We start from the raw sequence: 23,459 nt of genomic DNA, 5'->3' as shown, positions 1-23,459 counted from the left end.
GGCTTCGGCGGCCGGACGGCGTGGACCGCGGACGGCGGGCGCCGGAAGCCGCAATTTAACATCGGCTGTCATGAAACGGAAACAATCGAAATGGGCGGTGCCGGTGGAGTCGGTGCGGTGAACGGCCGCCGCAGCGGCACTGTGACGAAGCCGAGCGAGTGGTTCGCGCTCCTTTGCAATCGGCTGGCGACCATAAAAAAGCCCGCTGGAAGCGGGCTCTTTTTGAAGGCGGACGCTGCGGACGATGGCGCTCGGACTTTGCGCACTCGTGCGGTGCGGCGACGCCGCAGCTTGAATGCCGTTAGACGTTAAACAGGAAGTTCATCACGTCGCCGTCATGCACGACGTATTCCTTGCCTTCCGCGCGCATCTTGCCGGCTTCCTTCGCGCCTTGTTCACCCTTGTAGGTGATGTAGTCGTTGAACGCGATGGTCTGCGCGCGAATGAAGCCGCGCTCGAAGTCCGTGTGAATCGCACCCGCCGCCTGCGGCGCGGTGTCGCCGATATGGATCGTCCATGCGCGCACTTCCTTCACGCCGGCGGTGAAGTAGGTTTGCAGGCCGAGCAGCTTGAAGCCCGCGCGGATCACGCGGTTCAGGCCCGGCTCTTCCATGCCCATGTCGGCGAGGAACACTGCCATGTCGGCTTCGTCGAGGTCGGCGATTTCCGCTTCGATCGCCGCGCACACGGCGACGACCGGCGCGTTCTCGGCGGCCGCGAATTTCGCCACGGCGTCGAGGTGCGGATTATTTTCGAAACCGTCGTCCTTGACGTTGGCCACGTACATGGTCGGCTTCGCCGTGATCAGGCAGAACGGCTTGAGCGTCGCCTTTTCGTCGTCCGACAGATCGAGCGCGCGGACCGGCTTGGCCTGGTCGAGCTGCGCGCGCACCTTTTCCAGCACGGCGGCGTTCTTCGCGGCTTCCTTGTCGTTACCCGACTTGGCGGCCTTCGAATAGCGCGTGAGCGCCTTTTCGACCGTGGCGAGGTCGGCCAGCGCCAGTTCGGTGTTGATCACTTCGATGTCCGACAGCGGATCGACCTTGTTCGCGACGTGAATCACGTTGTCGTCTTCGAAGCAGCGCACCACGTGCGTGATCGCGTCGGTTTCGCGGATGTTCGCGAGGAACTGGTTGCCGAGCCCTTCGCCCTTGCTGGCGCCCGCCACCAGACCGGCGATGTCGACGAACTCCACCACCGCCGGCAGGATACGCTCCGGCTTGACGATCTCGGCGAGCGCCTTCAGACGCGCGTCCGGCACCTCGACCACGCCGACGTTCGGCTCGATCGTGCAGAACGGATAGTTTTCGGCGGCGATGCCCGCCTTGGTCAGCGCATTGAACAGGGTGGACTTGCCGACGTTAGGCAGGCCGACGATGCCGCATTTGAGGCTCATGGAAATCCTTCAGTGAATCAGTAAGTTGCGTGATGCGCTCGACGCTGAGTGCGGCTTCGGAAAGCCTTCGCGTGTGGCGTGGGGGCAAACACAGCGGAGCGGGACAGGTCACCGAATCGGGGCGTTGGCTCGACGATTGGGTGCGAGTTTTCACGGAAAACGCAATTGTAACCCGTTCGGATGGGCGTACCGGTGCGCCGGCGGGAAAGCCGGGCGCGCCGAGCGAACGTGCGGCGGACGCGATCTAGGGTCTGTTTTTGGGCGGCCACTGTAGAATCGACGGCTTAGGGCCGTCAGAGCTCTTTTTCGGGGGATAGCTGTGCGAGCAGTGAGATGGCTGGGAACCGGCGTGGCGGTGGTGCTGGTCGGCGGTGCGGTCGCGACGTGGTTGTCGCAGAATTTCGACGAAGCACAGGCCAACACGGACCGGCAGACGGTCGAGTGCCTCACGAACCACCTGACGCAGGACGACCGGGCGCGCATCGCGCAGTTCGCTGATAAAAACGACTTCGAATCACTCTGGCGCGTGTACGACCAGGTTTTCCCCGATTGCGCCGTACGCGGCGACCAGCGCGAGCGCAAAGCCCAGCTCGAAGCGAGCGCATGGCGCATTCTCCAGTCCGACCCGCGCTTCATGCGTCTGCGCGAAGCGAATGCGGCGATGGCGTCAGGTTCACAGCACTAGCCCTCAGGCGTGCGCCAGGCCGGATTTTTCGGGCGCAATTGCCGCACCCGCCGATCCGTCCCCCGCAACCCCCCGCGGCTATAATGCGCGGATGAACGCACACCACCAGACCTTTGATGCCGCCGTGATCGGCGGCGGGCTCGTCGGCAAGACCGCGGCGCTCGCGCTCACGCAAGGCGGCCTGCGCGTGGCGCTGCTCGCGCAAGCTTGCGCGGCATTGCCCGCCGGTGCCGCTTTCGATTCGCGGGTCTACGCGTTGTCGTCGAGTTCGCAGGCGCTGCTCGAGCGCTTGCGGGTCTGGCAGGCGCTCGATCTGTCGCGGCTCGGGCCCGTCTACGACATGCGGGTCTACGGCGACGCTCATGCCGAGCTGCATTTCTCCGCATTTCAGGCGTCGGTGCCGCAACTGGCGTGGATCGTCGAGTCGTCGGTGATCGAACGCGCGCTGGATGCGGCGCTGCGCTTCCAGCCGAATCTCACCTGGATCGACTCGCGCGCTCAGGCGCTGGACTTCACTGCCGAAAGCGCGAGCGTCGGTCTCGCGAACGGCAACGTCGTCGAGGCCGATCTGGTGGTCGGCGCGGACGGCGCGCATTCGTGGGTGCGCGCGCAGATCGGCTCGAAGATGAACCGGCGCGACTACCGGCAAACCGGCGTGGTCGCCAATTTCAAGGCCGAGAAGCCGCATGGCGAAACCGCCTACCAGTGGTTCCGCGACGGCGAGATCATCGCGCTGCTGCCGATGCCGGACGGCTATGTGTCGCTGGTCTGGTCGGCGCGCACCGAACACGCCGGGCAACTGCTCGCGCTCGATCCGGCGCAGCTCGCCGCCGAAGTGGAACGCGTGAGCGGCGGCCAGTTCGGCGCGCTCGAATGCGTGACGCCCGCGCAGGGCTTCCCGCTCGCGCTGCAAACGGTGGACCGGCTGGTGGCGCCGCGCGTCGCGCTGGTCGGCGATGCCGCGCATCTGATTCATCCGCTGGCGGGGCAAGGCATGAACCTCGGCTTGCGCGACGTAGCGGCGCTCGCCGAGACGGTCGGGGGCAAGGAATCGTTCCGCGATCTCGGCGACATGGTGCTGCTGCGCCGCTACGAGCGCGCCCGCCGCGAAGATATCCGCGCGCTGATGATCGCCACGGACGGCTTGCAAAAGCTTTTCTCCGTGCCCGGTCCGTTCGCGAAGGCACTGCGTAATAGCGGTATGGCTTTCGTCGGCGCGCAGCCGTTCATCAAGCGCTGGCTGGTGTCGGCCGCGCTGGGGTAAACGTGGGGCCGGCGGCCACGGCCGGCAACACAGGTATCATGAACGGATTGACGGCGTGCCGGTCCGACCCGGCACGTGACACAACGCGCGCGACGCGCGATCGAAACCCAGGAATTCAGCATGAAAAAAACCTTCCGCATGGTGGCGGGCGCGCTCGCGATTGCCGCTTTCACGATCGGATGCTCGGCGCAGGCCGACCAGACGACCGACAAGCTCAAAGCCACGCTGCAAACGCGTCTGGCCGACGTGACGATCAAGAGCATCACGAAGTCGCCGATCGCCGGGTTGTACGAAGTGAACCTCGGCAGCCAGATCGTCTATAGCGACGCGAACGGCGATTACCTGATGCTCGGCGACATGGTCGACGCGAAGACCCGCAAGAATCTGACGGAAGCGCGTCTGTCCGAGACCAACCGGATCGATTTCGCGAGCCTGCCGTTCGCGAACGCGGTGAAGGTCGTGCGCGGCAACGGCGCACGCAAGATCGCCGTGTTCTCCGATCCGAACTGCCCGTATTGCAAGCAGCTCGAAACGTCGCTGAAGTCGCTCGACAACGTGACGATCTACACGTTCCTGTACCCGGTTCTGTCGCCGGATTCGACCGCCAAGTCGAAGTCGATCTGGTGCTCGACGGATCGCGCGAAAGCGTGGGAAGCCTGGATGCAGGACCACCAGGCGCCCACCGCCGCCGGCACTTGCGACACCGCCGCGATCGACAAGAACCTGACGCTCGGCCACGCGATGAACGTCGAGGGCACGCCCACGGTGTTCCTCGCCGACGGCCGCCGCCTGCCGGGCGCCGTGCCGGCCGACCGGCTAGACCGCGAAATGTCCGCCGTGCACTGAACCACGCGGCACATGCAGGAGCAAGGAGGCGCGCAGGGCGCCTCCTTTCGCGTCCGGCCCGCCGCAGCCATGCCGACGCGTCGATTCTCATGCCTAGATCCGACGCCTTGATCGACGCATTCGACGCGTTGATCAACTTTTCGTCCCCCATCTCCTAATCGCCGCCGATGAAGCCGATCCGCTACACCATCGTTCCGAAGCAACCCGCCGCCCATCTGTTCGAAGTCACCGTGACCGTCGCCGATCCCGATCCGGCCGGCCAGCGTTTCATGCTGCCGGTGTGGATTCCGGGCAGCTACATGGTGCGCGAGTTCGCGCGCAACATCGTCACGCTGCGCGCCACCAACGACGCGGGCCGCAAGGTGCGGGTGGAAAAGACCGACAAGCACACGTGGCAGACCGCGCCGGTCAAAGGCGCGCTGACGCTGCGCTACGAGGTGTACGCGTGGGACCTGTCGGTGCGCGCCGCGCATCTCGACGACACGACGGGCTTTTTCAACGGCACGAGCGTGTTCTTGTCGCCGCTCGGTCACGAGGAAGCGCAGTGCGTGGTCGACATTCAGAAGCCGCAAGGCGCGGCGTACCGCAACTGGCGGGTCGCGACCGCGCTGCCGGAAGCGCGCGGCACGAAGCGTTACAGTTTTGGCGAGTATCGCGCGCAGAACTATGACGAGCTGATCGATCATCCGGTCACGCTCGGCGAATTCGCTCTGGCGACCTTCGACGCGCATGGCGTGCCACATGACGTCGTGATCGCGGGTCGAGTGGTTGGGCTGGATATGGCGCGCCTGAGCGCCGACCTGAAGCGCATCTGCGAAGCGCAGATCGCATTGTTCGAACCGAAGACGAAGAAAGCGCCGGTCGACCGCTATGTGTTCATGACGCAAGCCGTTACCGACGGCTACGGCGGCCTCGAACACCGCGCGTCCACGGCGCTGATCTGCAATCGCGGCGATCTGCCCGTGGAAGGCCGCGAAGCGATGAGCGAAGGCTACCGAACCTACCTCGGCCTGTGCAGCCACGAATATTTCCACACGTGGAACGTCAAGCGCATCAAGCCGGCCGTGTTCGCACCGTATGACCTGAGCGTCGAAAACTATACGTCGCTGCTGTGGCTGTTCGAGGGCTTCACGTCTTACTACGACGATCTGATCCTCGTGCGCAGCAGCCTGATTTCGCAGAACGACTATTTCGGCATGCTCGGGAAGGTAATCGGCGGCGTGCAGCGCGGCAGCGGACGGCTCAAGCAGACTGTTGCCGAAAGCTCGTTCGACGCGTGGGTCAAGTACTACCGGCAGGACGAGAACGCGCCGAACGCGATCGTCAGCTATTACACCAAGGGCTCCCTCGTCGCGCTCGCGTTCGATCTGACGATTCGCGCGCAGACCGGTGACCGCAAATCGCTCGACGACGTCATGCGTCTGTTGTGGCAGCGCTTTGGCCGCGACTTCTATCGCGGCAAACCGGTCGGCGTCGCCGAAAGCGAGATCGAAGCGATATTCGCGGAAGCGACTGGGGCGGACCTGGGCGAAATGTTCGCGCAAGCCGTGCACGGCACGCGTGATCTGCCGCTCGGGCCGTTGCTCGCGCCATTTGGCGTCGCGCTCGCGCCTGAACTGGACAATAACGGTAAGCCTTCGCTCGGCGTGCGTCTGCGCGGCGGCGCGGATTGCACGCTGGCGGCGGTCCACGAAGGCAGCGCGGCGCAAAAAGCGGGACTCTCGGCCGGCGACGTATTGATCGCGCTCGACGGCCTGCGCATCACTGGCGCGAATCTTGACGGGTTGCTCGCGCGTTACCAGCCGGGTGCGAAGGTCGAAATCCATGCGTTCCGTCGCGACGAGCTGCGCACCACGCAAGTCAAGCTGGACGGCCCGGAGGTGGCGCGCTACAAGCTCGCCGTCACCGACAAGCGGGCCGCCGCGCGCAAGGCGCGCGAACGCTGGCTGGCAAGCTGATCGTCAGCCTTTGCGGCATTCATTGGCGGGCGAGGGCGGGGGATTGTTCTACCAGCGCAACAATCCTTCGCTGCCGGATGGCTTTTTCCCAGGTCGGTAAAAAAACACAATGCCTCCACTCGCGCAACATTGCGCGCCCCTACTGGAGTCAACCATGACCACGATCCTGCAAATCAACTCGGCAGCCCGCTCGCAAGGCGCGAACTCGACGCTGCTCGTCAACGAGCTGACCGCAAAGCTGCAACAATCGAATCCGGGCGCGCAAGTCGTCGTCCGCAACCTGCAAGCCGAACCGCTGCCGCACCTGGACGACGCCGTCCTTGGCGCGTTCTTCACGCCGGCTGAACAGCGCACGGCCGAGCAAGTCGCCATTGCCGCCCGCAGCGAAGCGCTGATCGCCGAACTGCAAGCCGCCGACATCATCGTGATCGGCGCGCCGATGTACAACTTCGGCATCTCGTCGCAGCTCAAGACGTACTTCGACTTCATCGCCCGCGCTGGCATCACGTTCCAGTACACGGCGAACGGTCCGGAAGGTCTCGTGAAGGGCAAGAAGGTTTATGTCGTCTCGGCACGCGGCGGCAAGTACCTGGGCACGCCGAACGACAGCCAGACGCCGTATCTGACGAGCTTCCTCGGCTTCCTCGGCATGACCGACGTGAACTTCATCTACGCCGAAGGCCTGAACATGGGCCCTGACGCGGCCACCGCCGCGCTGGCTGCCGCGCGTGAAGCGATTGCTGCTGCGTAAGATTGTTGCTGCTTCGACGCCGTTGCTTCGAAGCAGTCAATAACGGTGGATAGCTGCGGATAGCGGTGAAATGAAAAACGCCACGGATGTGAGTCCGTGGCGTTTTCTTATTGCGGCGCGGCTCGCGGTTCTCACGCCAGCATTTGCGCTTCGCCGGGCAGACGCCAGTCGATCGGTGCGCGGCCATGCTTCACGAGATACTCGTTGGCCTTCACGAAGTGGCCGCAGCCGAGAAAGCCGCGATGCGCCGACAGCGGCGACGGATGCGGCGCCTCCAGCACGTAATGCGACTTGCCGCCGAGCAGCGCGCGCTTCGCTTGCGCATGCGCGCCCCACAGCATGAACACGAGGCCGTCATGGCGCATCGCCAGTTCGTGGATCAGCGTGTCGGTGCATTTTTCCCAGCCGCGTTTCGCGTGACTCGCCGCGCTGTCGCGTTCGACGGTCAGCACCGTGTTCAGCAGCAACACGCCTTGTTTGGCCCACGTGTCGAGGCAGCCGTGACGCGGCGTTTCGTGGCCGAGACTCGTGGCGATTTCCTTGAAGATATTGCGCAGCGACGGCGGCGTGCGCACGTTCGGCGCGACGGAAAACGCGAGCCCGTGCGCTTGCGGCGTGCCGCGGTCCTCGCCGTGATACGGGTCCTGGCCGAGGATCACCACTTTGACTTCGTCGGGGCTCGTCAGGCGCAGCGCGCGGAACACGTCGGCGGGATAGACGGTTTTGCCGGCCGCGCGCTCACCGTCGACGAAACGGCACAGCGGCGCGTATGCGTCGCTGTCGATGAAGGGCTTCAGATGCATGCGCCATGCCGGGGGCAGGGCGGCGAATTGGGCTTCGAGCGTCGGTGTGGCGAAGTCGGTCGGCGATGGTGTGGTCATCTCACTGGCCGATGTGGATGCGGCGTCGCCGAACAGGGAAGCCTGCGACGGATTGGAGCGGGTTCGGAAAGCGGAGGTCATGGCGGGGGAGTGTCGCAGCAAACGGGCTTCGGCTCAAGGTGCGGCGGCGCCACGCGGGGCGCGTTCAACGCCTCAGTTCAACCCGCCCGCAACTGATACCCGCGCTGCGCCTTGCTGACGTTGTCCGGCGCGAGTCCGCTTATCTGCTTGCCGAGTTCCGCCGCGAGCGCGTGCAGCGCAGCTTCCTCGCCGGACTTCAGTTCAAGCTCGACCTCCGAGATGGGCGCACGGCGGTTCTCGCCGTCGACTACCGCGAGCACGTCACCCTGATCGATCGCCGCTTCGATTTCCGCACCGCCCAGTTCGACGTGCCACAGCGTGCGCGTGAAATTCGTGCGGAACAGTTCGATCAACGTGGACGCCGCCTGGCGTAACGCATCTGCCGCAACTGGCTCATCGCAAGCGTGCAGCAGCGCGTCGATCTCCAGCTTCGGGCCCGCCACCGGCATTTCCCATTCGTGCCGGCTGTGCAAACCATCCTTTGCATTGCCCACCGTCTTGAAGGTTTGCAGCCAGCCATCCGGCGTTTGACGCAGACGCAGCGCGCTCTTCGAACTCGCCAACCCAAGCTGCGGCGTATCGAAGTAAATGTTCACCAGCTTGACCGGGTGGCCTTCCTGACCCGTGCGCGAGACGAACCACTGTTGCGCCGCCTGCACCTGCCCGGCCGGCAGCGCCAGCTTGATTTCGCGTTCCATGCCCATGATGCTTTCCTTGCGTGTACCGACGCGGCGTCTAGAAAAACATCCGCGCAAGTTCCACGCCCGGCTCGTCCGCGCGCATGAACGCTTCGCCGACGAGGAACGTGTGCACGTCCATCGCGCGCAGGCGCTCGACATCGGCGCGCGACAGAATGCCCGATTCGGTGACCACGATGCGGTCATCCGGAATCGCGTCGAGCATGCCGATGGTCGTCTCGATCGACGTTTCGAAAGTGCGCAAGTTGCGGTTGTTGATGCCGATCAGCGGTGTCTTCAGCGTCAACGCTTCCTTAAGCTCGTTGCTGTCGTGCACTTCGACCAGTACCGCGAGGCCCAGCGAATGCGCGAGCGCTTCGAGGTCCTGCATCTGCGCGGTGTCGAGCGCGGCTGCGATCAGCAGGATCGCGTCGGCGCCCATCGCGCGCGCTTCGACGATCTGGTACGGATCGACGATGAAGTCCTTGCGCAGCACCGGCAACTGGCACGCGGCGCGCGCCTGCTGCAGATACGCGACGCTGCCCTGGAAGAACTGCACGTCGGTGAGGACGGACAGACAGGCCGCGCCGTGCTTCTCATACGAACGCGCGATTTCGGCCGGGTCGAAGTGCTCGCGCAGTACGCCTTTGGACGGACTCGCCTTCTTCACTTCGGAAATGACCGCGGCCAGACCCGCCGCGTGCTTGGCGCGCAGCGCGCCGACGAAATCGCGGATATCGCGCGACGACGCTTCGAGGCGCAACTCTTCCAGCGGCGCGCTCTGTTCGGCCGCGCGGACTTCTTCGCGTTTGACCGCGATGATGCGGTCGAGGATGTCGCTCATAAGTATCTCGCTACGTGATTACTTGAATTGCTGGGTGAAGCGAATCAGCTCGTCGACCTTCGCGCGGGCCTTGCCGCTCGCGATCGCTTCGCGCGCCAGTTGAATGCCGTCCGCGATCGACGCCGCCACGTTCGCCGAATACAGCGCCGTGCCCGCGTTCAGCGTGACGATTTCGCGCGCGACGCCCGGCTTGTTGTCGAGCGCCTCGAGCAGCATCGCTTTGGATTCGCTCGCGTCGGCCACTTTCAGCGTGCGGTTCGACACCATCTGCATGCCGAAGTCTTCCGGATGAATCTCGTACTCGCGGACTTCGCCGTCGCGCAACTCACCGACTTGCGTGGCCGCGCCGAGCGACACTTCGTCCATGCCGTCCATCCCGTACACGACCAGCACGTGCTTCGCGCCGAGACGCTGCATCACGCGCACCTGAATGCCGACGAGGTCCGCATGGAACACGCCCATCAACTGGTTCGGCGCGCCGGCGGGATTGGTCAGCGGGCCGAGAATGTTGAAGATGGTCCGCACGCCGAGTTCGCGGCGCACGGCGGCGATGTTCTTCATCGCCGGGTGATGGTTCGGCGCGAACATGAAGCCCATGCCGGTTTCCGCAATCGACGCCGCCACCTGATCCGGTTGCAGATCGATATTCACGCCGAGCGCTTCGAGCACGTCCGCGCTGCCTGACTTGCTCGACACGCCGCGATTGCCGTGCTTCGCAACCTTCGCGCCGGCCGCGGCCGACACGAACATGGTGGCGGTGGAAATGTTGAAGGTGTGCGCGCCGTCGCCGCCGGTGCCGACGATATCGACGAAATTCGAGTTGTCCTGCACGTCGACGTGGCGGGCGAATTCACGCATCACCGTGGCGGCGGCGGTGATTTCGCCGATGGTCTCTTTCTTGACGCGCAAGCCGGTGATGATCGCGGCCGCCATCACGGGCGAGAGTTCGCCACGCATGATGAGGCGCATCAGATGCAGCATCTCGTCGTGGAAAATCTCGCGGTGCTCGATGGTCCGTTGCAGCGCTTCCTGGGGCGTAATCGACATGATCTCGTCTCTCTTCATCAAGCGGTGCGGTGGGCGGTTTTCGACTGCTTCACGAAGTTTTCGAGCAGCGCGTGGCCGTGTTCGGACAGGATCGATTCCGGATGGAACTGCACGCCTTCGATGGCCAGTTCCTTGTGCCGCACACCCATGATCTCGCCGTCTTCGGTCCATGCCGATACTTCGAGGCAGTCCGGCAGCGATTCGCGTTCGATCGCGAGCGAATGGTAGCGGGTCACGACGAAATGCTTCGGCAGATCGGCGAACACGCCTTTGCAGTCGGTTTCGATCGTGCTGACCTTGCCGTGCATGATGGTCTGCGCGCGCACCACGCGGCCGCCGAACGCCTCGCCGATTGCCTGATGGCCGAGGCAGACGCCGAGAATCGGCGTCTTGCCGGCGAATTTGCGCAGCACGTCGAGAGTGATGCCGGCATGTTGCGGATTGCTGGGACCGGGCGACAGACAGATGCGCTCGGGGTTGAGCTTCGCGATGTCGTCCAGCGTGATTTCGTCGTTGCGGTAGGTGCATACGTCTTCGCCAAGTTCGCCGAAGTACTGCACCAGGTTGTAGGTGAACGAGTCGTAGTTGTCGATCATGAGCAGCATGGTGTGTCTCCGGTCAGAAGTCGCTATCGAGGCCGTCTTGGACCTGTTCGGCAGCACGCAGCACGGCGCGCGCCTTGTTCTCGGTCTCTTGCCATTCGGATTCCGGCACCGAATCCGCGACCACGCCCGCGGCCGCCTGCACATACAGATTGCCGTTCGCGATCACGCCGGTGCGGATCGTGATGGCGAGATCCATCTCACCGGTGAACGACAGATAGCCGACCGCACCGCCATACAGGCCGCGCTTCACGGGCTCCAGTTCGTCGATCAGTTCCATCGCGCGGACCTTCGGCGCGCCCGACAGCGTGCCGGCCGGGAAGGTGGCGCGCAGCACGTCGAAATTGGTGGTGCCGGGCTTCAGCTTGCCCTCGACCGAACTCACGATGTGCTGCACGTGCGAGTACTTTTCGATCACCATCTTGTCGGTCACGACCACCGAACCGATCTGCGCGATGCGGCCCACGTCGTTGCGCGCGAGGTCGATCAGCATTACGTGTTCGGCGATTTCCTTCGGGTCGTTCAGCAGTTCGGTCGCGAGTTCTGCGTCGCGTTCCGGCGTGTTGCCGCGCGGACGCGTGCCGGCGAGCGGGCGAATCGTCACGATGCGGTCCTCGCCGCGCTTTTCCTGGCGCACCAGAATTTCGGGCGACGCGCCGACCACATGAAACTCGCCGAAGTTGTAGTAGTACATGTACGGCGACGGATTCAGCGAGCGCAGCGCGCGATACAGCGACAGCGGATTGTCGCGGTATGGCTTGGTCAGACGCTGGCCGACCTGCACCTGCATCAGTTCGCCGGCGGCAATGTATTCCTTCGCCTTGCGCACGGCGGCCAGATAGTCGTCCTTCGCGAATTCGCGGTAGGTATCGGTGCGCACGCTGGCCGAGGTGACCGGTGGCTGCACGGTCGTACGCAAACGCTGACGCAGTTCGCGCAGACGGTGTTTCGCCTTCGTGTAGGCCTCCGGCTGCGTCGAATCGGCGTACACCACCAAATAGAGCTTGCCCGCGAGGTTGTCGATCACGGCGACTTCTTCGGTGAGCAGCAGCTGGATATCGGGCAGATTCAGATCGTCTTTCGGCGCGCTGTGCGCGAGCTTTTTCTCGATGTAGCGCACCGCGTCATAGCCGAAATAACCGGCGAGGCCGCCCGCGAAACGCGGCAAGCCGGGGCGTTGCGCCACTTTGAAGCGCCCCTGGAATTGCTGGATGAACTCGAGCGGATCGCCCTCGTGCGTTTCGACGACCTTGCCGTCGCGCACCACTTCCGATACGCCGTTGCGGGTGCGCAGCAGCGTGCGCGCCGGCAGTCCGATGAACGAATAGCGGCCGAAACGCTCGCCGCCCACCACCGATTCCAGCAGGAACGAGTTGGCGCCGTTGCGCTCGGTCTGCGCTAGCTTCAGGTAGAGCGAGAGCGGCGTTTCGAGGTCGGCGAGCGCTTCGGCGATCAGCGGAATGCGGTTGAAGCCCTCATTGGCGAGGGACTGGAATTCGAGTTCGGTCATGTTCCGATCCTGTACGGTGGTCCGGCGGCAGCGTGCGTCGGACAAAGCGGGGCGTTGCGCGACCGGACGGAGCGTGCGTCGACGTTGCGACGCGATGATACCGACCGGCGCGAGTTTCCCATCGACGCGAGCAAGGGGTTTCAGCGCACAGCTGTACTTTGCGGGTACACGCAGGCCGAATCAACCAATGCAGCGAAACTAGACGATGGAAAAAACGCGTGAGCGCAGCGAAGTAAAAAACGGTTGCCGAAGACGAGCTTCAGCGTACCTCAGGCGAGGTTAGCGCGACCAGCGACGCCAGGGCCAGGCTCCCCGGTCGATGCTAATCAGACTCCGTTTTTTATTCAGAAACATGAGGATGAAGGACTTTTCAAGTCGTGGAATGGTGCGCTGCGATCGCCTTGGCGGCGTCGAGCAGCGAGGCAACTATACCATCGGATTTTATTGTTTGTATAGCTTGGCCGTGGTTGTAGCCGTACGGCACGGTGAGCGTCGCCATGCCGGCCGCGCGGCCCGCCAGCGCGTCGTTTTCGGAATCGCCGATGGCCACCGTGGCTTGCGGTTCGACACCTAGTTGTGCCGCGGCGGTGAGCATCGGCAGCGGGTCCGGCTTCTTTTTCGCGAGGCTGTCGCCGCCGAGCACGACGCTGAAATATTGCGCGAGCCCGTACTGTTGCAGCAGCTCGACGGCGAACCGGTGCGGCTTGTTGGTGACGCACGCCAGCTTCACGCCGGCATCGCGCATCGCGATCAGCCCGGCTTCGACATCGGGATAAAGCCGCGTGTGCAAGCCGTTGATCTTCGCGTATTCCGCCTGATAGATCGCGAGCGCTTCGTCGAAGCGATCCTGCGCATGGTCCGCTTCGAAGCGCGGCGCGAGCACGCTGCGGATCAGATGCTCCGAACCCTTGCCGACATAGCCGACCACTTCCTCGCGTGAGGTTTCCAGCGCGTCGAGTTGCGCGAGCATGCCGTTCAGGCCGGCGGTGAAGTCATCGGCGGTGTCTATCATCGTGCCGTCGAGGTCGATGATCGCGGCTTGCAGGCGCGGGCTGCTGAAGGTCGGGGCGGGGAACGGAGCGGTCATAGGGCGTGCGGGCTTGAGTGCTGAACCTTAGTGCTGAATATTCGCGAGGGCGGCGCGCATCTTGTCGATCACGACCTTGTGATCGGGCTGGCCGAAGATCGCCGAACCGGCCACGAACGTGTCCGCGCCGGCCGCCGCGATTTCCGCGATGTTGTCGACCTTCACGCCGCCGTCCACTTCCAGATGGATCTCGCGGCCGGTCCGTCCCTTGTACGCGTCGATACGCTTGCGGGCTTCGCGCAGCTTATTGAGCGCTTCGGGAATGAACGACTGGCCGCCGAAGCCCGGATTCACCGACATGATCAGCACGAGGTCGAGCTTGTCCATCACATGGTCCAGATAGCTCAGCGAGGTGGCCGGGTTGAACACGAGGCCGGCCTTGCAGCCGTGGTCGCGGATCAGCGACAGCGTGCGGTCGATATGGTCCGAGCCTTCCGGATGGAAGCTGATCAGGTTCGCGCCGGCCTTCGCGAAGTCCGGCACGATGCGGTCGACCGGGCGCACCATCAGATGCACGTCGATCGGCACGTCGACGTGCGGGCGGATCGCTTCGCACACGAGCGGGCCGATGGTCAGGTTCGGCACGTAGTGGTTATCCATCACGTCGAAGTGAATCCAGTCGGCGCCGGCGGCGACGACGTTGCGGACTTCCTCGCCGAGGCGGGCGAAATCGGCGGACAGAATGCTGGGGGCGATGCGAAATTGCGTCATGGCGGGAGCGGGTGCAAGCGGGAAAGCGCCATTTTACCGTTTTGTAGCGGCCCCGAAGCGGCGCGCGGGCGGTTTGTGGTCGATTGCGGGCTCACCGCGGCCGCGGTGACAGTGACAACGCTCCGTAGCGGCCCTTGGCCGAAAGATATGTCCGGTTGCGGGCATGCCGCGCATCAAGCAGAATGCCAATCCATGCATATCGCTTCGCCGATGTACGGCAAACCATTGGCGTTCGGGGTTTCCCGAGATTTTTCACAGCCCGTTTCATCAGACCGGAATCAGGATGAGCCAGTACGAATTCAGCGTCTCGGCGCAGGTGCAATATCTGCCTGAAGAGTCGGACCCGGAGCGCCGCCAGTATGCATTCGCATACACGCTGACTATCCGTAATACCGGCCAGGTCCCCGCGCAGTTGATTGCGCGTCATTGGGTGATCACCGATAGCGAAAATACGGTGCAGGAAGTGAAGGGCCTGGGTGTGGTCGGCCATCAGCCGCTGCTCAAGCCGGGCGAGCATTTCGAATACACGAGCTGGGCGGTCATCGCGACGCCGGTTGGCACCATGCGTGGCGATTACTTCTGCGTGGCGGAGGACGGTGAGCGTTTCGACGCACAGGTGCCGGAGTTTATTCTGCGCATGCCGCGCACGTTGCATTGAACCGGAGGGCGGGCCCGCGGTCATTAAACATTCAAATGCGCATTCAACTGCGCGATTGAACGAGCAGGCGAGCCCCTGATTCAGCTTCGGCGCGCGGTTTATCGCATAGCGTTACTGAGGTTTTTGCTGCTTCGGTTGTTCGCTTCGGGCGGCGCGCGTGGCTTTCTTCCTGCCGGATGATGTCCATACAACGATGAAGACGAGCAGGAAAAGCGCGAGGAGCGCTTCCAGCGCGAAGATGAGCATCGGGTATTCGTCGAACAGATCAGACATGGCGGTTTCCATCAAGAACGAACATTGTATGCGTTTTGTCCGCACGGCCGGAGCATGGCTCGGCGCGCTTTCGGTTGCGGTGCTGCTGGCGTCCTGCGGCGGCGGCGGGGCGGTCCGGCCGTCGGTTGCGCCGCCCACGGGTGCCGCGATCATACCCGGACAGATTGCTGCGACGCGCCTCACGGCAGTCGCCTGGCGGCAGGTGCCGGGCTGGCAGGACGATTCGCTGATCGGTGCGACGGCCGCGTTGCGGCAGAACTGCGCGAGGCTCGCACGTCAACCGAACTGGTCGCGTGCCTGTGCCGCGGCTTCGCAAATCGACGATCTCGACGTCACCAGCGCGCGGTCTTTTTTCGAGGCTTATTTCACGCCGTTCCAGCTAGCCAATAACGACGGCTCGCTCGACGGGCTCGTCACCGGTTACTACGAGCCCTTGCTGCGTGGCTCGCGTACGCGGCACGGCGTGTATCAGACGGCGCTGTATCGCTGGCCCGCCACGTATCGTGCGGGCACGGCGCTGCCGGCGCGTGCGCAGCTCGAGCGCTCGGGCGTGCTCAACGGCAATGAACTCGTCTGGGTCGACGATCCGATCGAAGCGTTCTTCCTGCAGGTACAAGGGTCTGGGCGAATCGTGATGGAAGACGGCAGCGTCATGCGCGTCGGCTTTGGCGGCACCAACAATCAGCCGTACAAGTCGATTGGGCGGTGGCTGCTGGATCGCGGCGAACTCACGCCGGCACAGGCGACCATGCAGGGCATCAAGGCATGGGCGCGCGCGAACCCGACGCGCGTCGATGGGCTACTCGACACGAATCCGCGCTTTGTATTCTTCCGTGAGATGCCATCCGGTGAAAGCGCACCGAGCGGCGGCGCGGACGGTCCAGTTGGCGCGCTCGGTGTGCCGTTGACGCCGGAGCGGTCGATCGCGGTCGATCCGACGTCGATTCCACTGGGTACGCCTGTGTTCTTGCAGACCACGCGTCCGTTGACGAACTCGCCGATGAACCGCCTCGTGTTCGCGCAGGACACCGGCTCCGCGATCAAGGGTGGCGTGCGCGCCGACTACTTCTGGGGCCTCGGCGACGACGCCGGCGATCTGGCCGGCAAGATGAAGCAGGGCGGCCGGATGTGGTTGTTGCTGCCGAATTCGTGAGTGTTGGGTGATCGGTGTAGCTGCGGCTTTCTGATAACGGAACCGCTGACGCGTGCTTTGGCTTTGCACACCGTGTGCCGCAGCAGCACGAGCATTCAACATGATTCCCGCTTGCGGGAGAGCTACGCTGCATTATTGAAAAAGGCGTCACACCCGGTTGGGATTCCGGACGTGACGCCTTTTTTGTAGGGGCGGCTTAGAGCCCTTGCTTGCGTTTGTCCACCACGCGCCGTGCCTTGCCAACCGAACGCTCGATGCCGTTGACCGCCAGCACGTTCACCACCGCGCTCACGCCGATCAGCGCCTTGATGTCGTAGGCGAGCGCCTGTTTGGCTGTGTTCAGCGCTGCCGTATCCGGCGCGGTTTCCGGGCAGGGTTCGACGTTCAACGTCAGCACGTCGAGCGGGCCTTCCTTGGTCAGCACGATCTGATAATGCGGCGCGAGTGCGTGCTGCTTGAGCAGCAGTTCTTCGATTTGCGTCGGGAATACGTTCACACCGCGCACGATCATCATGTCGTCCGAGCGGCCGGTGATCTTTTCCATCCGGCGCATCGTGCGAGCGCTGCCTGGCAGCAGACGCGTGAGGTCGCGCGTGCGGTAACGGATGATCGGCAACGCTTCCTTGGTCAGCGAGGTGAACACCAGTTCGCCGAGTTCGCCGTCCGGCAGCACCTCGCCGGTTTCGGGATCGATGATCTCGGGATAGAAATGATCTTCCCAGATGGTCGGGCCGTCCTTCGTTTCCACGCACTCCGATGCGACGCCTGGGCCCATCACCTCGGATAACCCGTAGATGTCGACGGCATCGATGCCCATCCGCTTTTCGATTGCCTGACGCATGTCGTTGGTCCACGGCTCCGCGCCGAAGATGCCGAGGCGCAGCGAGCAAGTGGCCGGGTCGATGCCTTGACGTTCGAGTTCGTCGGCGATCGAGAGCATGTAGCTCGGCGTCACCATGATGATGTCCGGGCGGAAGTCCTGGATCAGTTGCACCTGCTTCTCGGTCTGGCCGCCGCCGAATGGAATCACGGTGAGGCCCGCGCGCTCGGCGCCGTAGTGCGCGCCGAGGCCGCCGGTGAACAGACCGTAGCCGTAGCTCACGTGAACCTTGTCGCCGCGCTTCGCGCCGGCGGCGCGAATCGAACGCGCGACGAGATTCGCCCACGTGTCGATGTCGCGCGCGGTGTAGCCCACGACGGTCGGCTTGCCGGTCGTGCCGGACGACGCGTGAATGCGTGAAATCTGCTCCTGCGGGACGGCGAACATCCCGAACGGGTAGCTGTCGCGCAGGTCTTTCTTGGTGGTGAACGGAAAGCGCGCCAGGTCCGCGAGTGTCTTGACTTCGTTCGGGTGCACGCCGGCTTCGTCGAATTTGCGGCGATAGACCGGCGAATTCTCATACGCATGGTTCAGCGACCATTTGAGCCGTTCAAGTTGAAGCGCGGCAAGTTCGTCGCGGCTGGCGGTCTCGATCGGATCGAGCGGAAGGGCGGTCGTCATTGAATGTCTCCTTGCTGCCTCAATGCTTGAGTCTATGGTGCGCTTGTGCGCTAAAAACCGGGGACTGGCTGCTATTTTGGATAGCGTCGATGAACCGACGCTGCGTCGCACGTTTGCCGCGGCACCACTGCGGCGTTGGCCGCTGCATTACCGTGGGTTCGCCGCGCGCTGGCCCTTCAATCGCCCGTGGGAATCAGGTTGCCCTTGATTTGTGCCGATTTGCCGCGAAACATGGCGACGGTTTCGTCGGCACGATTGGTGACGCGAATATCGTAGATGCCGGTGCGGCCGCTCAGTGTCTGCTCGACCGCTTCCGCTGTCAGCACGTCGCCGCCGCGTACCGCTTTCAGGAACTCAATCGAACAACCGGCCGCGACCGTGTTGATGTTGTAGGTGTTGCAGGCGAACGCGAACGTCGAATCGGCGAGGGTGAAGATCAGGCCGCCGTGGCAAATCTGGTGGCCGTTCAGAAAGTCGTCGCGCACAGCCATGCGCAGGCGTGCATAGCCTGGACGCACTTCCAGGATTTCGAGCCCGAGCGCACGGCTGCAAGCATCGTTCTCGTACATCGCAGCTGCGGTTGCACGGGCGAGTTCATCCGGCGTCATCTGCTTGGCGTGAGTGGTTTGGGTGGACATATCAGCGGCCCTCGAAGCGTGGTGCGCGTTTTTCCACGAAGGCTTGCACACCTTCTGCGTAATCATGGGATGCACCGAGCTCACGTTGCAGATCGCGCTCGAGATCGAGTTGCTGGTCGAGGGTTTGCGTCGCGCCCGCGCGCATCGCCTGCTTGATTGCGGCGATGGCGCGCGTGGGTTGCTGCGCGAGCTGAGCCGCGAGTTTGGCCGCAGCGGCGGCGAGTTCCGCGTCGTCGTGCGTCTGCCAGATCATGCCCCAGCTTTCGGCTTTTTCCGCGCTGAGTTTGTCGCCGGTGATCGCAAGCCCCAGCGCGCGCGCCATGCCGACGCGCTGCGGCAGCAACCAGGTGCCGCCCGAGTCCGGCACGAGGCCGATCTTCACGAAAGCCTGAATGAAGCTCGCGGAGCGCGCCGCGAGCACGAGGTCGCAGGCCAGCGCGAGATTCGCGCCGGCGCCGGCAGCCGTGCCGTTGACCGCGGCGATTACCGGCAACGGCAGCGCTTGCAGATGGCGGATCAGCGGGTTGAAATGCTCGTCGATCAGATTGCCCAGATCCGTCATTGCGCCGGGCGTGAAGTCGAGGTCGGCGAGATCCTGGCCGGCGCAGAAGCCGCGCCCCGCCCCTGTGAGCACGAGTGCGCGCGCGCCCGATTTTTCGACCTGGTCGAGTGCGTCGCTCAATTCCCGATGCATGGCGCGCGTGAAGCTGTTGAGCTTGTCAGGGCGGTTCAGCGTGATGGTTGCGACATGGCTCGACGTGTCGAGATCCAGGCGAATCGCTTCATATGACATTGGGTGTCTCCTCAAAGTCTCTTTAGCCGATGGTCACCGCGGCGTTGCTCCTAAAGCCGTTCGATGACCAGCGCAATGCCTTGGCCCACGCCGATGCACATCGTGCACAGCGCAAAGCGGCCGTTGATCCGTTCCAGTTGATACAGCGCGGTCGTGATCAGACGCGCACCCGAGGCGCCCAGCGGATGGCCGAGTGCAATGGCGCCGCCATTCGGATTGACGCGCGGATCGTCGTCGCGCAGACCGAGCGTGCGCAGCACGGCCAACCCTTGAGACGCGAATGCTTCGTTCAGCTCGATCACGTCGAATTGTTCGAGCGTCATGCCGAGTTGCCTGAGCAGCTTTTGCGTCGCCGGCGCCGGCCCGATACCCATGATGCGCGGCTCGACGCCCGCGGTTGCCATGCCTGCCACGCGTGCGCGGCGGCGCAGGCCGTACTGATCGGCTGCCTGCTGATTCGCGAGCAACAGTGCGCAGGCGCCGTCGTTCACGCCGGAAGCGTTGCCGGCCGTCACACTGCCGTCCGGACGAACCACGCCCTTGAGCTTGCCCAGACTTTCGAGCGACGTTTCCCGCGGATGCTCGTCGAGCATGACACGCACGGGGTCACCCTTCTTCTGCGCGACATCGACGCCGACGATTTCCTCGGCCAGCGTGCCGTCACGTTGCGCGCGGGCTGCTTTTTGCTGGCTCGCGAGCGCGAACGCGTCCTGGTCCGCACGGCTCACGTCGAATTCGACGGCGACGTTTTCCGCGGTCTCGGGCATCGAGTCGACGCCGTACTGGCGCTTCATCAGCGGATTGACGAAACGCCAGCCGATGGTCGTGTCGTGAATGTCGGCTTGGCGCGAGAACGCGCTCGTTGCTTTGCCCATCACGAACGGCGCGCGCGTCATGCTTTCGACGCCGCCGGCAATCATCAGGCGCGCTTCGCCTGCCTTGATCGCGCGCGCGGCGGTGCCGACCGCATCCATGCCGGAGCCGCACAGGCGGTTGATGGTGGCGCCCGGCGCGTCCGTAGGCAGACCGGCCAGCAACGCCGACATGCGAGCGACGTTGCGATTGTCTTCACCGGCCTGATTGGCGCAGCCGTAAATCACGTCGTCGAGGGCTCGCCAGTCGACGCCGGGATTGCGCTCGATCAATGCCCTGATCGGCACGGCGCCGAGGTCGTCGGCACGGACGTCTTTCAGGGCGCCGCCGTAGCGGCCGATGGGTGTGCGAATCGCATCGCAGATGAAGGCGTCGTTCATTGGAGTTTCCGCTGGACGGAGCGGCGCGCAATGCCGATCCGATGTCTCATGTTAGTTGGGGCGCACGACCCGGTCCATTCGGCCAAACGGCATAGGAACGAGGCCGTGCTTTTTCTTATGCCGCTGTCTCTGTCTCTTACGCCATTCAGCCAGCTACCGCCGGTGCCGCTTTCGGTTCAACATGAACGCGGCTTTGAACGACGCGGAAGCGATTGGCGACAAAGGCTGCATCGGCCAGCGCGGCATTGGCAGCGGGGTTCGCCCCCGTGCCGTGGAAGTCGGAGAAGGCGGCGGACTGGTTGACGAACACCCCGCCCGTCAGATTGATCGACAGGGCTACGCCGCCGCGAATCGAGGCCTCATGGGCGTCGTCGAGCACAGCCGGGTCGGTGCTGTAAACCGACAGTGTCAGCGCGCCATGCTCGGCGGCGATCGCGCCGGCGAGATCGAGCGACTGCGCGGTCGAGTCTGTCGCGATAACGAACGAGATCGGGCCGAACCACTCCTTGGTGAACTGGGCGTGGTCGTTGGCGGCGTCCAGTTGGAGCACGAGCGGCGTGCGCACGCGAGCGCCCGCAAACGCCGGATGTTCGAGCGCCAGGCTCTCGACCAGGACGCGACCGAGTTTTGAGGCTTCACCGATGCGCTGAATCACGCCTTCGTTCTGAATCGCGCCGAGCAGTTCGACTGCACGGGCCGGGTCGGCGACGAGCTTTTGCACCGCGTCGGCAATGGCTTGAGCGACGTCGTCGAAACTGAGCGAGCCGTCGGCGGTGCGGATGCCGCTGCGCGGCACGTAGATGTTCTGCGGCGCCGTGCACATCTGGCCCGAGTACAGCGCCAGGGAGAATGCGATGTTGCGGGCGGCTGCCTTGATGTCGTCGACGGAGTCGATCACGATCTGGTTGACGCCCGCTTTCTCGGTGTAGACCTGTGCCTGATGTGCGTGGCGCTCGAGCCACGTGCCGTTCTGGGTGCTTCCGGTGAAGTCGATGAGCTTGATTTCCGGGCGCAGGGCCAAGTCCTGGACGAGTGCGCCGTCGTTCGGCTCGGTGGCTAGCAATGTGACGACGTTCGGATCGAAGCCTGCTTCGCGCAAAACGTCGCGCGCGATTCGCACGGTCAGCGCGAGCGGCAGAATCGCGCCCGGATGCGGCTTGACGATGACCGTGTTACCGGTGGCCAGATCGGCGAAGAGGCCTGGATAGCCGTTCCATGTCGGAAATGTGCAGCAGCCAAGTACAAGGCCGGTGCCGCGCGGCACGACGGTATAGCGCTTGTGCATCGCGAGCGGTGGATTCTTGCCTTGCGGTTTTTCCCAGTGCGCGTCGGCGGGGATGCGGCGCAACTGGTCCCATGCGTACACCACTGCCTCGAGGGCGCGGTCCTGTGCATGCGGGCCGCCGGCCTGAAAAGCCATCATGAACGCCTGGCCGGTCGTGTGCATCACGCTGTAGCCAATTTCGAAGCTGGCGCGATTCACCCGCGCGAGGATTTCGAGGCTCACGCCGATCCACGCTTGCGGGCCAGCCGCGCGCCAGTCACGTTGCGCGGCGGCGGCTGCCGTGATCAGTGCGTCAGGGTCCGCTTTCGGATAGCGCACGCCGAGCGGGAAGCCGAACGGAGAAACTTCGGCGCCGACCGTTTCTCCCGTCGACGGTTGATCCAGTTCGAACGTCGTGTTGAGCAGCGCTTTGAAAGCGGCTTCGCCGTCCGCGTTGGCTGTTTCCCCGTACACTTTCGGATTGGGCATTTCGACGAACGGGCTCCAGTAGCCGCGCGTTTCAATCGCGGTGAGAGCCTTTTGCAGCGTGTCTTCGTGCTTGGTGAATAGCGGATGTGTCATGGCAGAGGGGCTTGGCTGTGCGTTGGGGAAAAGCCTGTCTAATAATTGACCGACCGGTTGGTTGGTGAATGGTAGCATTATTAAGAGAGCCGCGCGAAGCGTTTTCGCGTGTGATTAACCATTAGGAGGCGGCATGGTTTACGAGAACATTCTGGTTGAGACGCGGGGGCGGGTTGGGCTGATCACGTTGAATCGTCCGAAGGCGTTGAACGCTTTGAATGACGCATTGATGGACGAGTTGGGGGCCGTGCTGCGCGAGTTCGACGCCGATGACGCGATCGGCGCGATTGTGGTGACTGGGAGCGAGAAGGCGTTTGCCGCCGGCGCCGACATCGGCATGATGTCGACCTACACCTATATGGATGTGTACAAGGGCGACTACATCACCCGCAACTGGGAAACGGTTCGCTCGGTGCGTAAGCCGATCATTGCCGCGGTGGCAGGCTTTGCTCTTGGCGGTGGCTGTGAGCTGGCGATGATGTGCGACATCATTTTTGCCGCCGATACCGCGAAGTTTGGTCAACCGGAAATCAAGCTCGGCATCATGCCGGGGGCGGGTGGGACGCAGCGATTGCCACGCGCCGTGTCGAAAGCGAAAGCGATGGATCTTTGTCTGACCGCCCGCTTTATGGATGCGGCTGAGGCTGAACGCGCCGGGTTGGTTTCGCGTGTTATTCCGGCCGCCTCCCTGCTTGATGAGTCGATAGCGGCGGCTGCGACCATCGCGGAATTCCCGCTGCCGGCAGTGATGATGGTGAAGGAGTCGGTCAACCGCGCATATGAAACGACGCTCGCGGAAGGCGTGCATTTCGAGCGCCGTCTGTTCCATTCGCTCTTCGCCACGGAAGACCAGAAAGAGGGGATGGCCGCGTTTGTGGAGAAGCGCAGGCCGGTTTTCAAGCATCGTTAATACGCTTGTCAAAATAACGCTTGCAAGTCCCCTTGGGGCTCGCTAGAATTCCGCTCTTTCGTGCTTCGGATACCGGGGCACAGAGAAGCGGGAA

23 protein-coding genes are annotated in these 23,459 nt (G+C 63.8%); 8 read left to right on the top strand and 15 right to left on the bottom strand.

The window, feature by feature from the left end; genetic code table 11:
- Positions 1–301 precede the first annotated feature (301 nt).
- Positions 302–1,396 (bottom strand): redox-regulated ATPase YchF, encoded by a 1,095-nt coding sequence (ychF, locus tag PQQ53_RS26070; protein WP_408146548.1) that lies wholly within the window; start codon positions 1,394–1,396, stop codon positions 302–304.
- A 328-nt stretch (positions 1,397–1,724) separates the two neighbouring features.
- Between ychF and PQQ53_RS26065 the strand changes: the two genes are divergently transcribed.
- From PQQ53_RS26065 to PQQ53_RS26045, 5 genes are all read left to right on the top strand, one after another.
- Positions 1,725–2,081 (top strand): hypothetical protein, encoded by a 357-nt coding sequence (locus PQQ53_RS26065; protein ID WP_408146550.1) that lies wholly within the window; start codon positions 1,725–1,727, stop codon positions 2,079–2,081.
- Between the two features lie 91 nt (positions 2,082–2,172).
- Positions 2,173–3,345, top strand: coding sequence for a UbiH/UbiF family hydroxylase (locus tag PQQ53_RS26060; RefSeq protein WP_408327260.1), 1,173 nt, complete (start codon positions 2,173–2,175; stop codon positions 3,343–3,345).
- Between the two features lie 120 nt (positions 3,346–3,465).
- Complete coding sequence (locus PQQ53_RS26055) at positions 3,466–4,191, top strand: DsbC family protein (RefSeq protein ID WP_408146554.1); 726 nt, start codon at positions 3,466–3,468, stop codon at positions 4,189–4,191.
- A gap of 167 nt (positions 4,192–4,358) precedes the next feature.
- The gene (locus tag PQQ53_RS26050; protein ID WP_408327257.1) at positions 4,359–6,149 is read left to right on the top strand and encodes a M61 family metallopeptidase; all 1,791 of its coding nucleotides are present in this window, start codon (positions 4,359–4,361) and stop codon (positions 6,147–6,149) included.
- A gap of 154 nt (positions 6,150–6,303) precedes the next feature.
- Positions 6,304–6,900 (top strand): FMN-dependent NADH-azoreductase, encoded by a 597-nt coding sequence (locus PQQ53_RS26045; RefSeq protein WP_408146558.1) that lies wholly within the window; start codon positions 6,304–6,306, stop codon positions 6,898–6,900.
- A gap of 131 nt (positions 6,901–7,031) precedes the next feature.
- Here the strand turns inward: PQQ53_RS26045 and PQQ53_RS26040 are convergent, their stop codons facing one another.
- From PQQ53_RS26040 to rpe, 8 genes are all read right to left on the bottom strand, one after another.
- Entirely contained in the window at positions 7,032–7,862 is an 831-nt protein-coding gene (locus tag PQQ53_RS26040; protein ID WP_408327254.1) for a uracil-DNA glycosylase, read from the bottom strand.
- Between the two features lie 77 nt (positions 7,863–7,939).
- Entirely contained in the window at positions 7,940–8,566 is a 627-nt protein-coding gene (locus tag PQQ53_RS26035; RefSeq protein WP_408327251.1) for a CYTH domain-containing protein, read from the bottom strand.
- Between the two features lie 31 nt (positions 8,567–8,597).
- Positions 8,598–9,383 (bottom strand): indole-3-glycerol phosphate synthase TrpC, encoded by a 786-nt coding sequence (gene trpC, locus PQQ53_RS26030; RefSeq protein ID WP_408146563.1) that lies wholly within the window; start codon positions 9,381–9,383, stop codon positions 8,598–8,600.
- 18 nt (positions 9,384–9,401) lie between these two features.
- On the bottom strand, positions 9,402–10,430 hold the full coding sequence (gene trpD, locus PQQ53_RS26025) for an anthranilate phosphoribosyltransferase (RefSeq protein ID WP_408146565.1): 1,029 nt from the start codon (positions 10,428–10,430) through the stop codon (positions 9,402–9,404).
- Between the two features lie 17 nt (positions 10,431–10,447).
- A complete protein-coding gene (locus PQQ53_RS26020) occupies positions 10,448–11,035 on the bottom strand; it encodes an aminodeoxychorismate/anthranilate synthase component II (RefSeq protein ID WP_408327248.1) in 588 nt (195 codons plus the stop codon).
- 13 nt (positions 11,036–11,048) lie between these two features.
- The gene (trpE, locus tag PQQ53_RS26015; RefSeq protein WP_408146569.1) at positions 11,049–12,542 is read right to left on the bottom strand and encodes an anthranilate synthase component I; all 1,494 of its coding nucleotides are present in this window, start codon (positions 12,540–12,542) and stop codon (positions 11,049–11,051) included.
- 370 nt (positions 12,543–12,912) lie between these two features.
- A complete protein-coding gene (locus tag PQQ53_RS26010; protein WP_408155221.1) occupies positions 12,913–13,629 on the bottom strand; it encodes a phosphoglycolate phosphatase in 717 nt (238 codons plus the stop codon).
- A gap of 27 nt (positions 13,630–13,656) precedes the next feature.
- Entirely contained in the window at positions 13,657–14,340 is a 684-nt protein-coding gene (gene rpe / locus PQQ53_RS26005; protein ID WP_408327245.1) for a ribulose-phosphate 3-epimerase, read from the bottom strand.
- Positions 14,341–14,623: 283 nt separating this feature from the next.
- Between rpe and apaG the strand changes: the two genes are divergently transcribed.
- A complete protein-coding gene (apaG, locus tag PQQ53_RS26000) occupies positions 14,624–14,998 on the top strand; it encodes a Co2+/Mg2+ efflux facilitator ApaG/CorD (RefSeq protein WP_408146575.1) in 375 nt (124 codons plus the stop codon).
- Between the two features lie 111 nt (positions 14,999–15,109).
- Here apaG and PQQ53_RS25995 read toward each other — a convergent pair whose 3' ends face one another.
- Positions 15,110–15,271: a hypothetical protein gene (locus PQQ53_RS25995; protein ID WP_408146577.1), complete on the bottom strand. Its 162-nt coding sequence runs from the start codon at positions 15,269–15,271 to the stop codon at positions 15,110–15,112.
- A gap of 28 nt (positions 15,272–15,299) precedes the next feature.
- Here PQQ53_RS25995 and mltA point away from each other — a divergent pair, with 28 nt between their 5' ends.
- Positions 15,300–16,424 (top strand): murein transglycosylase A, encoded by a 1,125-nt coding sequence (mltA, locus tag PQQ53_RS25990; protein WP_408146579.1) that lies wholly within the window; start codon positions 15,300–15,302, stop codon positions 16,422–16,424.
- Between the two features lie 196 nt (positions 16,425–16,620).
- On the opposite strand, the gene paaK is transcribed toward mltA, so the two are convergent.
- The 5 genes from paaK to paaN form a co-directional block, all read right to left on the bottom strand.
- Positions 16,621–17,925, bottom strand: a complete 1,305-nt coding sequence (gene paaK / locus PQQ53_RS25985; RefSeq protein WP_408146581.1) for a phenylacetate--CoA ligase PaaK — start codon at positions 17,923–17,925, stop codon at positions 16,621–16,623.
- Positions 17,926–18,101: 176 nt separating this feature from the next.
- Entirely contained in the window at positions 18,102–18,563 is a 462-nt protein-coding gene (gene paaI / locus PQQ53_RS25980) for a hydroxyphenylacetyl-CoA thioesterase PaaI (protein ID WP_408146583.1), read from the bottom strand.
- A 1-nt stretch (position 18,564) separates the two neighbouring features.
- Complete coding sequence (gene paaG, locus PQQ53_RS25975; protein ID WP_408155217.1) at positions 18,565–19,356, bottom strand: 2-(1,2-epoxy-1,2-dihydrophenyl)acetyl-CoA isomerase PaaG; 792 nt, start codon at positions 19,354–19,356, stop codon at positions 18,565–18,567.
- A 50-nt stretch (positions 19,357–19,406) separates the two neighbouring features.
- Complete coding sequence (gene pcaF / locus PQQ53_RS25970; protein WP_408327242.1) at positions 19,407–20,609, bottom strand: 3-oxoadipyl-CoA thiolase; 1,203 nt, start codon at positions 20,607–20,609, stop codon at positions 19,407–19,409.
- Between the two features lie 145 nt (positions 20,610–20,754).
- On the bottom strand, positions 20,755–22,455 hold the full coding sequence (gene paaN, locus PQQ53_RS25965) for a phenylacetic acid degradation protein PaaN (RefSeq protein WP_408146590.1): 1,701 nt from the start codon (positions 22,453–22,455) through the stop codon (positions 20,755–20,757).
- Between the two features lie 133 nt (positions 22,456–22,588).
- Between paaN and PQQ53_RS25960 the strand changes: the two genes are divergently transcribed.
- A complete protein-coding gene (locus tag PQQ53_RS25960) occupies positions 22,589–23,365 on the top strand; it encodes an enoyl-CoA hydratase (protein ID WP_408327239.1) in 777 nt (258 codons plus the stop codon).
- Positions 23,366–23,459: the final 94 nt, after the last annotated feature.

Origin of the sequence: Paraburkholderia strydomiana (assembly GCF_046030495.1) — a bacterium.
Lineage (GTDB): Bacteria > Pseudomonadota > Gammaproteobacteria > Burkholderiales > Burkholderiaceae > Paraburkholderia > Paraburkholderia strydomiana_A.
This window is presented reverse-complemented; position numbering and strand designations above follow the sequence as displayed.

Excerpts from the sequence above, each read along its gene's own strand:
- trpC (WP_408146563.1), bottom strand. The coding sequence starts at position 9,383 with ATGAGCGACATCCTCGACCGCATCATCGCGGTCAAACGCGAAGAAGTC.
- PQQ53_RS25995 (WP_408146577.1), bottom strand. The coding sequence starts at position 15,271 with ATGTCTGATCTGTTCGACGAATACCCGATGCTCATCTTCGCGCTGGAA.
- paaI (WP_408146583.1), bottom strand. The coding sequence starts at position 18,563 with ATGTCCACCCAAACCACTCACGCCAAGCAGATGACGCCGGATGAACTC.
- paaN (WP_408146590.1), bottom strand. The coding sequence starts at position 22,455 with ATGACACATCCGCTATTCACCAAGCACGAAGACACGCTGCAAAAGGCT.
- PQQ53_RS26040 (WP_408327254.1), bottom strand. The coding sequence starts at position 7,862 with ATGACCTCCGCTTTCCGAACCCGCTCCAATCCGTCGCAGGCTTCCCTG.
- PQQ53_RS26055 (WP_408146554.1), top strand. The coding sequence starts at position 3,466 with ATGAAAAAAACCTTCCGCATGGTGGCGGGCGCGCTCGCGATTGCCGCT.
- rpe (WP_408327245.1), bottom strand. The coding sequence starts at position 14,340 with ATGACGCAATTTCGCATCGCCCCCAGCATTCTGTCCGCCGATTTCGCC.
- PQQ53_RS26020 (WP_408327248.1), bottom strand. The coding sequence starts at position 11,035 with ATGCTGCTCATGATCGACAACTACGACTCGTTCACCTACAACCTGGTG.
- PQQ53_RS26045 (WP_408146558.1), top strand. The coding sequence starts at position 6,304 with ATGACCACGATCCTGCAAATCAACTCGGCAGCCCGCTCGCAAGGCGCG.
- PQQ53_RS26050 (WP_408327257.1), top strand. The coding sequence starts at position 4,359 with ATGAAGCCGATCCGCTACACCATCGTTCCGAAGCAACCCGCCGCCCAT.
- apaG (WP_408146575.1), top strand. The coding sequence starts at position 14,624 with ATGAGCCAGTACGAATTCAGCGTCTCGGCGCAGGTGCAATATCTGCCT.
- trpE (WP_408146569.1), bottom strand. The coding sequence starts at position 12,542 with ATGACCGAACTCGAATTCCAGTCCCTCGCCAATGAGGGCTTCAACCGC.
- ychF (WP_408146548.1), bottom strand. The coding sequence starts at position 1,396 with ATGAGCCTCAAATGCGGCATCGTCGGCCTGCCTAACGTCGGCAAGTCC.
- trpD (WP_408146565.1), bottom strand. The coding sequence starts at position 10,430 with ATGTCGATTACGCCCCAGGAAGCGCTGCAACGGACCATCGAGCACCGC.
- PQQ53_RS26010 (WP_408155221.1), bottom strand. The coding sequence starts at position 13,629 with ATGACCGCTCCGTTCCCCGCCCCGACCTTCAGCAGCCCGCGCCTGCAA.
- paaK (WP_408146581.1), bottom strand. The coding sequence starts at position 17,925 with ATGACGACCGCCCTTCCGCTCGATCCGATCGAGACCGCCAGCCGCGAC.
- pcaF (WP_408327242.1), bottom strand. The coding sequence starts at position 20,609 with ATGAACGACGCCTTCATCTGCGATGCGATTCGCACACCCATCGGCCGC.
- mltA (WP_408146579.1), top strand. The coding sequence starts at position 15,300 with ATGCGTTTTGTCCGCACGGCCGGAGCATGGCTCGGCGCGCTTTCGGTT.
- PQQ53_RS26060 (WP_408327260.1), top strand. The coding sequence starts at position 2,173 with ATGAACGCACACCACCAGACCTTTGATGCCGCCGTGATCGGCGGCGGG.
- PQQ53_RS25960 (WP_408327239.1), top strand. The coding sequence starts at position 22,589 with ATGGTTTACGAGAACATTCTGGTTGAGACGCGGGGGCGGGTTGGGCTG.
- paaG (WP_408155217.1), bottom strand. The coding sequence starts at position 19,356 with ATGTCATATGAAGCGATTCGCCTGGATCTCGACACGTCGAGCCATGTC.
- PQQ53_RS26035 (WP_408327251.1), bottom strand. The coding sequence starts at position 8,566 with ATGGGCATGGAACGCGAAATCAAGCTGGCGCTGCCGGCCGGGCAGGTG.